The following is a 1,276-nucleotide window of genomic DNA, read 5'->3' on the forward strand; positions in this document are numbered from 1 at the left end:
CTCGTACTACTACCTCAACGAGCGCTCGGTCAACCTCTCGGACATCAAAGACCTGCTGGCACAAGCCGGCATCACACCCGAGGGGTACAACGTCGTCATGCAGGGCGACGTGACCGAGATTATCAACATGACGCCCTACCAGCGTCGGGGCATCATCGACGAAATCGCGGGCGTCGCCGAGTTCGACGAGAAGAAAGACGCCGCGTTCGGCGAACTCGAAGCGGTCGAAGAGCGCGTCGACGAAGCGGACCTCCGTATCGGAGAGAAAGAGACACGCCTCGACCAACTCGCCGACGAACGCGAGACGGCGCTTCAGTACAAGGGCCTCCGCGACGAGAAAGAAGAGTACGAAGGCTACCTGAAAGCCGCAGAACTCGAAGACAAGCGCGACGACCTCTCGCGGACCGAGTCACGCATCGACTCGACCGAATCGGACCTCGAAGGCCTCCGCGCGGAACTCGACGAACGACAAGGGAAAGTCACCCGTCTCGAAGAGGACCTCGAAGACCTCACACACGAAATCGAGCGGAAGGGCGAAGACGAACAACTCCGAATCAAGTCCGAGATGGAGGAGATAAAAGGCGACATCGCACGCCTCGAGAACTCCATCGAAGCGGCCGAAGAGAAACGCGACGACGCCGAGGCCGAACGGCGGAAGGCGTTCGTCGACATCGACCGCAAGCAAGAGAAGATAGACGACCTGTCGGACGACATCCGCGAGATAAAAGTCGAGAAGGCGTCGGTCAAGAGTGACATCCAGTCCAAGCAGGTCGAACTCTCCGAAGTGCAGGCCGAAATCGACTCGGTCGACACCGAGTTCGACGAACTCAAATCCGAACTCGCCGAGAAGAAAGAGACGGTCGACGCGTACAAAGACGAAAAGAACGAGCGCCAACGGGCGAAAGACCGCCTCCTCGACGACGCGCGCCGTCGCTCGAACGAGATTTCTGAGACGCAAGCCGACATCGACGCTGCCCACGAACGCATCCCCGAACTGAAAGCGACGCTCTCGGACCTGCACAGCGAACTCGACACCGCCGAGAAGAACAAATCGAAGATAGACGGCGTCATCGAGGATTTGCAGGCCGAGAAGGCCGAATTGAAAGACGACCTCTCGGAGGTCAACGACGAACTCCAGACCAAGCAGTCCGAGTACGCTCGCCTCGAAGCGCGGGCCGGGTCAGACGGCGACAACTCGTGGCCGCGTGCGGTCACGACCATCCTCAATGCCGGTATGTCCGGCGTCCACGGCGCAGTCGGCCAACTCGGGTCTGTC

1 pseudogene is annotated in these 1,276 nt (G+C 60.0%); it reads left to right on the forward strand.

The annotated features are described in order from the left end of the window. Positions 1-1,276: pseudogene (locus AUR66_RS11845) on the forward strand (chromosome segregation protein SMC); the annotation flags it as partial.

Source organism: Haloferax profundi, from assembly GCF_001469865.1.
Classification (GTDB): Archaea; Halobacteriota; Halobacteria; order Halobacteriales; family Haloferacaceae; genus Haloferax; species Haloferax profundi.